At 71.4% G+C, this 7899-nt stretch carries 6 protein-coding genes; 5 read left to right on the forward strand and 1 reads right to left on the reverse strand.

The window, feature by feature from the left end:
- The first annotated feature begins 493 nt into the window (after positions 1 to 493).
- The 3 genes from SSP08S_RS54185 to ilvD all read left to right on the forward strand — a co-directional run bounded on the left by SSP08S_RS54185 (position 494) and on the right by ilvD (position 3883).
- Positions 494 to 1318 carry a sugar phosphate isomerase/epimerase family protein gene (locus SSP08S_RS54185; RefSeq protein WP_026179638.1) on the forward strand — a complete coding sequence of 275 codons (825 nt, stop codon included), beginning with the start codon at positions 494 to 496 and terminating at the stop codon, positions 1316 to 1318.
- Entirely contained in the window at positions 1315 to 1920 is a 606-nt protein-coding gene (locus SSP08S_RS54190) for a TetR/AcrR family transcriptional regulator (RefSeq protein ID WP_019075989.1), read from the forward strand. Before SSP08S_RS54185 ends, SSP08S_RS54190 begins: the two co-directional genes overlap by 4 nt.
- A 109-nt stretch (positions 1921 to 2029) precedes the next feature.
- On the forward strand, positions 2030 to 3883 hold the full coding sequence (ilvD, locus tag SSP08S_RS54195; RefSeq protein WP_019075990.1) for a dihydroxy-acid dehydratase: 1854 nt from the start codon (positions 2030 to 2032) through the stop codon (positions 3881 to 3883).
- A 185-nt stretch (positions 3884 to 4068) separates the two neighbouring features.
- Here the strand turns inward: ilvD and SSP08S_RS54200 are convergent, their stop codons facing one another.
- Positions 4069 to 6180, reverse strand: coding sequence for a serine/threonine-protein kinase (locus SSP08S_RS54200; RefSeq protein ID WP_019075991.1), 2112 nt, complete (start codon positions 6178 to 6180; stop codon positions 4069 to 4071).
- A 182-nt stretch (positions 6181 to 6362) separates the two neighbouring features.
- Between SSP08S_RS54200 and SSP08S_RS54205 the strand changes: the two genes are divergently transcribed.
- Both SSP08S_RS54205 and SSP08S_RS54210 read left to right on the forward strand, forming a co-directional pair.
- Positions 6363 to 6683, forward strand: a complete 321-nt coding sequence (locus tag SSP08S_RS54205) for an SH3 domain-containing protein (protein WP_019075992.1) — start codon at positions 6363 to 6365, stop codon at positions 6681 to 6683.
- Between the two features lie 121 nt (positions 6684 to 6804).
- On the forward strand, positions 6805 to 7326 hold the full coding sequence (locus tag SSP08S_RS54210; RefSeq protein WP_019075993.1) for a hypothetical protein: 522 nt from the start codon (positions 6805 to 6807) through the stop codon (positions 7324 to 7326).
- The last annotated feature ends 573 nt before the right edge of the window (positions 7327 to 7899 follow it).

Genomic DNA, 7899 nt, shown 5'->3' on the forward strand with positions numbered 1-7899 from the left:
AGTGCGTCCGCCTGCCCTTGTGCGCGCGCTTGTCTCCGCCCGGGGCGCGTCCGCCTGCCCTTGTGCGCGCGCTTGTCTCCGCCCGGGGCGCGTCCGCCTGCCCTTGTGCGCGCGCCTGTCCCCGCCCGGGGCGCGTCCGCCCGCCCTTGGTGCGCGCGCCTGTCCCCACCCGCAGCGCGTTCACCCGCCCTTGATGCACGCGCCTGTCCCCACCCGCAGCCCGTCCACCCGCCCGCCACGCGCCGGGCGCAACCCACCGCCCCCGCGCGCACCGGCCGCTGCCACACGCGCCCGCCCGCGCCCTGCGCCCCCGCCCAACTCCCCCCACGCCTGCCCCTGCTGAACACCCACCCCGCACCCGACGTATCAGACCCGCATGAAGTATCGCCACAACGCGGCCCCGCGCCGGAGATGGCCGGTTGCCGTACCCCGCACAGGGCGGGGACAGCAACCGGCTCCCCCGCGCAAAGCGCCGCCCCGTAGTCTGTCCTCCGTGGCAGAACCAGTCGTGCGCATCCCGGATGCGAAGGTCGCGCTGTCCACGGCGTCCGTGTATCCGGAGTCGACGGCGACGGCCTTCGAGATCGCCGCGCGCCTCGGCTACGACGGCGTCGAGGTCATGGTGTGGACCGACCCGGTCAGCCAGGACATCGAGGCGCTGCGCAGACTCAGCGACTACCACCAGGTCCCGATCCTCGCCGTGCACGCGCCGTGCCTGCTCATCACGCAGCGGGTGTGGTCGACCGACCCGTGGATCAAGCTCCAGCGCGCCCAGGCGGCGGCCGAGAAGCTCGGCGCGAGCACGGTCGTGGTGCATCCGCCGTTCCGCTGGCAGCGCCAGTACGCGCGGGACTTCGTCAGCGGGATCTGGCGGATGGCGAACGAGACGGATGTGCGGTTCGCCGTAGAGAACATGTACCCGTGGCGCTACCGCGACCGCGAGATGCTCGCCTACGCCCCCGAATGGGACGTCACGCAGGACGACTACCGGCACTTCACGATCGACCTCAGCCACACCGCGACCGCCCGCACCGACGCGACCGAGATGATCGGGCGGATGGGTGATCGTCTCGGGCATGTCCATCTCGCGGACGGCAACGGCTCGAACAAGGACGAGCACTTGGTCCCCGGGCGCGGCACCCAGCCCTGCGCCGAGCTGCTGGAACGGCTCGCGACGACCGGCTTCGACGGCCATGTCGTCATCGAGGTCAACACCCGGCGCGCGATGTCCGGCGCCGAACGCGAGGCCGATCTCGCGGAGGCGCTCGCCTTCACGCGGCTGCATCTGGCCTCGGCCGTGAAGGTGCCCCGGCGGTGACCGACGCCACCGCCAAGCGCCGGGGCCGGCCCCCTCGTACGGAAGCCGCCGACACCCGCGACCGCATCCTGGCCGCGGCCCGGGAGGAGTTCTCCGAGCGGGGGTACGAGAAGACGTCCGTGCGCGGGATCGCGAAGGCGGCAGGAGTCGACTCGGCGCTCGTTCATCACTACTTCGGTACGAAGGAGCAGGTCTTCGAGGTGGCCATCGCGGTCGCCTTCGCCCCGGCGGCCAACGCGCCGGAGGCGGTCGCCGACGGGCCGCTGGACGGGGTCGGCGAGCGGCTGACCCGCTTCATCTTCGGCGTCTGGGAGAACCCAGCCACCCGTAAACCGCTGCTTGCGGTCGTCCGGTCCGCCGTCAACAACGAGGCCGCCGCGGCCGTCTTCCGTCGGCTCGTGGTCGCCCAGGTGCTGGGCCGGGTCGCCGCCCAGCTGGACGTCCCGGACGCGGAACTGCGCGCCGAGCTGGCCGCGGCGCAGCTGGTGGGGACGGCCATGCTGCGGTACGTGATCAAGGTCGAACCGTTGGCCTCGGCCGATCCGGAGCAGATCATCGCGCGGGTCGCGCCCGTGGTGCAGGGCCACTTGACGGGGCCCTGAGCCGCCGTACGCCGAGACAGGCATCCCGCGATACGGACACCGTGTCCGCCCCCTGGATGACCGGCGTACGCTCAATAGCAGCCCTATCTGTCTGAAGGAGCGAGCGACGATGCCCGAGCTGAGGTCCCGCACAGTCACCCACGGCCGCAACATGGCGGGCGCACGCGCCCTTATGCGCGCCTCCGGTGTACCCGGTGCGGACATCGGCCGGAAACCGATCATCGCGGTGGCGAACAGCTTCACCGAGTTCGTGCCCGGCCACACCCACCTGCAGCCCGTCGGCCGGATCGTCAGCGAGGCGATCACCGCGGCCGGCGGCATCCCGCGCGAGTTCAACACCATCGCGGTCGACGACGGCATCGCGATGGGCCACGGAGGCATGCTCTACAGCCTGCCGTCCCGCGACCTGATCGCGGACAGCGTGGAGTACATGGTCGAGGCGCACTGCGCCGACGCCCTCATCTGCATCTCCAACTGCGACAAGATCACCCCGGGCATGCTCATGGCGGCGCTCCGCCTGAACATCCCGACGGTCTTCGTCTCCGGCGGCCCGATGGAGGCCGGACGCGCCACGCTCCAGGACGGCACGGTCCGCACGCTGGACCTGATCGACGCGATGGTCGACGCGGCCAACGAGAGCATCTCCGACGCGGACGTCCTCAACATCGAGGAGAACGCCTGTCCGACCTGCGGCTCCTGTTCCGGCATGTTCACCGCCAACTCGATGAACTGCCTGACCGAGGCCATCGGCCTCTCGCTGCCGGGCAACGGCTCGGTCCTCGCCACGCACACCGCCCGCAAGGGCCTGTACCAGGACGCGGCCCGCACGGTGATGGACATCACCCGCCGCTACTACGAGCAGGACGACGAGACGGTCCTGCCGCGCAACGTCGCCACCTTCGCGGCCTTCCAGAACGCCATGGCCCTCGACATCGCGATGGGCGGCTCCACCAACACGATCCTGCACCTGCTGGCGGCGGCGCAGGAGGCGGGCGTCGCGTTCGGCCTGGAGGAGATCAACGAGGTCTCGCGCCGGGTCCCGTGCCTCGCCAAGGTCGCCCCGAACGTCGCGAAGAGCCGCACGTACTACATGGAGGACGTGCACCGAGCCGGCGGCATCCCCGCCCTGCTCGGCGAACTGCACCGCGCGGGCCTGCTCAACGAGGACGTGCACTCCGTCCACAGCCCGTCCCTCGCGGACTGGCTGAAGACGTGGGACGTGCGCGGCGGATCGCCTTCTCCGGAGGCCGTCGAACTGTGGCACGCGGCCCCGGGCTGCGTCCGCTCCGCCGAGGCCTTCTCCCAGTCCGAGCGCTGGGAGGCGCTGGACGAGGACGCGGCCGAGGGCTGCATCCGCTCCGCCGAGCACGCCTACTCCAAGGACGGCGGCCTCGCGGTCCTCAAGGGCAACCTCGCCGTCGACGGCTGCGTCGTGAAGACGGCCGGCGTCGACGAGTCCATCTGGACCTTCGAGGGCCCGGCGGTCGTCTGCGAGTCGCAGGAAGAGGCCGTCGAGAAGATCCTCAACAAACAGGTCACGCACGGCGACGTCGTCGTCATCCGCTACGAGGGCCCCAAGGGCGGCCCGGGTATGCAGGAGATGCTCTACCCGACGTCCTTCCTCAAGGGCCGCGGCCTCGGCAAGACCTGCGCCCTGATCACCGACGGCCGCTTCTCCGGCGGCACTTCGGGCCTGTCGATCGGCCACGCGTCGCCCGAGGCGGCGTCCGGCGGCACCATCGCCCTCGTCGAGGACGGCGACCGCATCCGCATCGACATCCCGAACCGCTCCATCGAACTCCTCGTGGACGACGCCGAGTTGGCCCGCCGCGAGGCCGCGCTGGACGGCCGCTACGCCCCGAAGAACCGCGAGCGCAAGGTCTCGGCCGCCCTGCGCGCGTACGCCGCGATGGCCACCAGCGCGGACCGCGGCGCGGTGCGGGACGTCAGCAAGCTCGGCTGAGGCACAACTGCTCCTGGGGCCGCCTCCGTTCCGACGGGGGCGGCCCTTTTGCTGCCCCGCTACGGCTACCGGGCCGCGGCGGTAAGGGGGTTCGCCTCGCTACGACCATCAGCCCCCGGGCGTAAGGCAGTTCGCGTTGCTACGGCTACCAGGCCCCGGGCGTAAGGCAGTTCGCGTTGCTACGGCTACCAGGCCCCGGGAGCAAGGGAGTTGACGGCGAAGACCGTGCCGTCGGGGGCGGCGGCGTAGACGCGGTTGTCGGCTACGACGGGTTCGGGCAGCGCCGCGCTGATCCGGTCCGAGTTGGAGTCGAGGCGCGCGGGGGTCTGCCCGACGAGCTGGCCCACACGGGCATCGACGGCGAGCAGCCGCCCGTCCGCCGCGGTCACGTACACCTGCCTGCCGTCCGTGACCGGCGTGGAGCTCCGTAGTACGGCCGTTTCCAGACCCCACAGCCGCTTCCGTGTCTCCATGTCCACGGCCGTCATCGATCCACCGGTTCCCATGAGGTAGACGACGTTCCCGCGGACGGTCGCACGGGCCTGGTCGAGCCGCACGGGCAGCGTCACGCGCCGCGTGGCTCCGGTCTCCGGGGTGTAGCGGACCACGGCCTGCGTGGCCCCGTAGACCGTGTCGACCGAGAGCAGGAAGACGGACCCGTCCGCCGTGCCGACGGGCTGCACCGACCCCTTCAGCCGCGCGTCCCAGCGCACCTCACCCGTCTCCGGATCGACCGCCGTCACCCGCGTGCTCGACCCGTCCGCCGACGTGTTCGTCGCGTACGCCAGGGTGTCCCCGGTGAACGAGGCGAAGTAGGGCGCCTGTTGGCCCGTAATCCGGTGGCTCCATTTCTCGACGCCCGAAGCGCCGTCCACGCCCGTGACCGTGCCGTCCGCGTGGGTGAGCAGGAGCACACCTCCGGCCTCCGCCAGCCCGGTCTCCGCGGGTACGGTCTGCTGCCAACGCGTCCTGCCCGAGGCGGGATCGAGGGCTTCCAGACGCCGGCCGTCGTCCAGCGCGGGATGCACGAGGCCACCCGACAGGACCGGCGGCCCGCCCGTCCGGGTCGTGGTGACGGCGTGCCGCCACAGCAGACGGCCGTCGGACGGGTCCAGGGCGAACACCACCCCGGGCTGCGCGCAGAACAACTTCCCCGCCCCGTAGGAACATTGGGGGGTGCTCTGCTTGGAGACCGGTGCCGTCTTCCACCCGCCGAACACGGCGCTGGGCGTGGTGTGCGGGGTGGCGCCCTGTGGTGTCGGGCGGCTGTCGTCGGACAGTTGGAGCGCGGCGAGCGTGCCGATCGCGGCCAGCCCGAGCGCACCCGCCCCGAGCGCGACCCGCTTGCGCAACCGTCTCCCGCGCCACCGTCCGGGCTGTTCAGGCTGTTCGGGCTCTGCGGCGGGGGGCTCCGCCACCGGGGTGACACCGGCCCGCTGTGACGGTATGTACGCCTGCGTGTCGTACGAGGCCGACACCGACCGCAGTTCACGCATCAGCTCGTCCGGCGTGGGCCGGTCCTCGGGCTCCTTGGCGAGGCAACGCAGCACCAGCGGCGCGATATTCTCCGGCAGACCGGCCAAGTCCGGCTCGTCGTGGACGACTTGATAGGCGACGACGTACGGGCTGTCGGAGTCGAAAGGACCGCGCCCCGTCGCCGCGTGCACCAGGACGGACCCGAGCGCGAAGATGTCGGCGGCCGGCCCGACCTCTCGCGGCCGCCGGAACTGCTCCGGTGCCATGAACGGCGGCGTGCCGATCAACTTGCCCGTTTCCGTGCGCAGTTCGCTGTCTTTCGGCCGCGAGATACCGAAGTCGATGACCTTCGGCCCGTCCTCGGCGAGCAGTACGTTGCTCGGCTTGAGATCCCGGTGGACGACACCGACCCGGTGGATGTCACGCAGCGCCTCGGCCAGTCCCGCCATCAGCCGGCGCAACTCACCGGGCGCCATCGGACCGTTCCGCTTCACATGCTCGGACAGGGTCGGACCGGGGATGAACGACGTGGCCATCCAGGGCCGTTCGGCCTCCGGATCGGCATCGACGACCGGCGCGGTGAAGGCCCCGCTGACCCGCCGGGCCGCCGCGACCTCCTGCCGGAACCGGCCCCTGAACTCGGGGTCCTGGGCGAACTCCGCGTGGACGACCTTCACGGCGACCTTCATCCCGGAGGTGCTCTCCGCGAGATGGACCACGCCCATGCCGCCGGAGCCCAGGCACGACTGCAGGCGGTAGTGACCGGCGTACTCGGGAAGTTCCGCTTCCGCGCCCGCTCCGGTGTTGCGCTGTGGCGCCATGGGTCCACCCCCGTGCTGATCGTCCGCGCGCGCGACGCACGGAGCCTAGTCGATGACCCGTACGCGACAGAGGCGGCTTGCTGACGTCCGCGTGCGAATTGCGCACATGTGTTTCGTGGCGTGATTTGAGGGAATCATCGTTGCCCCATGGCAGTCATGGGGTCCAACGGGGGAGGTTTTTCATGTCTGTTGACCGCGCACCAGAGGCCGAGGGCGAAGCCACGACGGAAGCCGTCACGACGGCCGCCGCGGCCCTGCACTACTACTCCATAGCACCCAACACCCGCGTCAACGTCCGCAGCGGCCCCGGCACCGGCTACACCATCGTCCGCGTCCTGGCCGAGGGCTCCCAGGTCCCGATCTACTGCCAGACGCCGGGCACCACGGTGACGGGCTACTACGGCACGACGAACATCTGGGACAACATCGACGACGGCGAGTACGTCTCCGACGCCTATGTGAACACCGGCAGCGACGGCTACGTCCGCCCCCGCTGCTCCTGAACCCACCGAGGTGAGTACGCGGCGGACGCGTACGTGAACCCGGGCAGCGACGGCCACCTGGCCGCGCGCTGCGGCTGAGCCCCGACGGAGCCCGCGCCGGCCCCGGAGCCATAATCGTCCCGTGAGCGACGAAAACGGCACCCAGGACACCGGCGCGGGCTCTCCGGGCACAGAGACCGGCGCGGGCCCCCGCCCCGAGCCCCTCCGCTTCTTCGGCACCACCTGGGTGAACCACGACAACGGCTACACCCCGCGCCGCCTCGCCGCGGCCGCCGGCTCCCTCGCCGCCGCGGTCGCCTCCTGCCTGATCCTCCGCTTCGCCTACCAGGGCCTCCAGATCGCGGACGTCGGCAGCTTCGTCACCCTCCTCGTCATCGTGATGTTCGCGGTGTGCAGCGCCCTCGCCTTCGGCCACACCTGGGAGAGCTTCAAAAAACGCCCCGACCCCGACCGCCAGGCCTCCCTCCGCGGCCTCCTGGGCATCGGCTTCGTCGGCTCCCTCCTCGCCTACTTCTTCCGCTCCCTCACCGAGGCCCCCGGGGAGAAACTCCACCGCGAGGAGTACGAGACGGCCGTGACCCGGCACGAGAAGCGCACAACTCGCCGCACCGGCAACCCGTCGAAGAAGCGCCGCCGGTCCTGACTGGGGCGGGCACGGGTTGGGGTGGCTCATGGCTCCTGGCTCGCGGTTCGCAGATCGAGGCCTGCGGCCGGCGGCTCGAGGCCTACGGCCTGCGGCTTCGCTTCGAGCCGGTCACGCGTTCCGGGCGGCTCGCGGTTCGCGGTTCGAAGCCTGCGGCTTGGGGCTAGCTGAGCCGGTCACGCTCCGGGCGGCTGGCGGCCTGCGGCTTCGCTTCGAGCCGGTCTGCGTTCCACGCGGCTAGCGGCTAGCGGCTAGCGGCGTGGGGCTTGGGTTAGCGGTTTCGCTTCGAGCCGTTCGCGCGTTCCGGGCGGTTCGCGGCCTGCGGTTCACAGGTCGAGGTCTGCGGCTGGCGGCCTGCGGCTTGGGGCTAGCTGAGCCGGTCACGTTCCGGGCGGTTGGCGGTTGGCGGCTGGCGGCTTGAGGCCTGCGGCTTGGGGCTAGCCGTTTCGCTTCGAGCCGGTCCGGGTTCCGGGCGGCTCGCGGCCTACAGCCTGCGGTTTCGCTCCGATCCGGTCCGCGTTCGGGGCGGTTCGCGGCCCTGCGGCCTGCGGTTTCGCTTCCGGGGCAGTCCCG

The sequence above is a fragment of the Streptomyces hokutonensis genome (assembly GCF_000376565.1).
GTDB classification, from domain to species: Bacteria; Actinomycetota; Actinomycetes; order Streptomycetales; family Streptomycetaceae; genus Streptomyces; species Streptomyces hokutonensis.

What these genes read in the sequence shown, in the direction of transcription:
- ilvD (WP_019075990.1), top strand. Translation starts at nt 2,030, where the DNA reads ATGCCCGAGCTGAGGTCCCGCACAGTCACCCACGGCCGCAACATGGCG.
- SSP08S_RS54200 (WP_019075991.1), bottom strand. Translation starts at nt 6,180, where the DNA reads ATGGCGCCACAGCGCAACACCGGAGCGGGCGCGGAAGCGGAACTTCCC.
- SSP08S_RS54205 (WP_019075992.1), top strand. Translation starts at nt 6,363, where the DNA reads ATGTCTGTTGACCGCGCACCAGAGGCCGAGGGCGAAGCCACGACGGAA.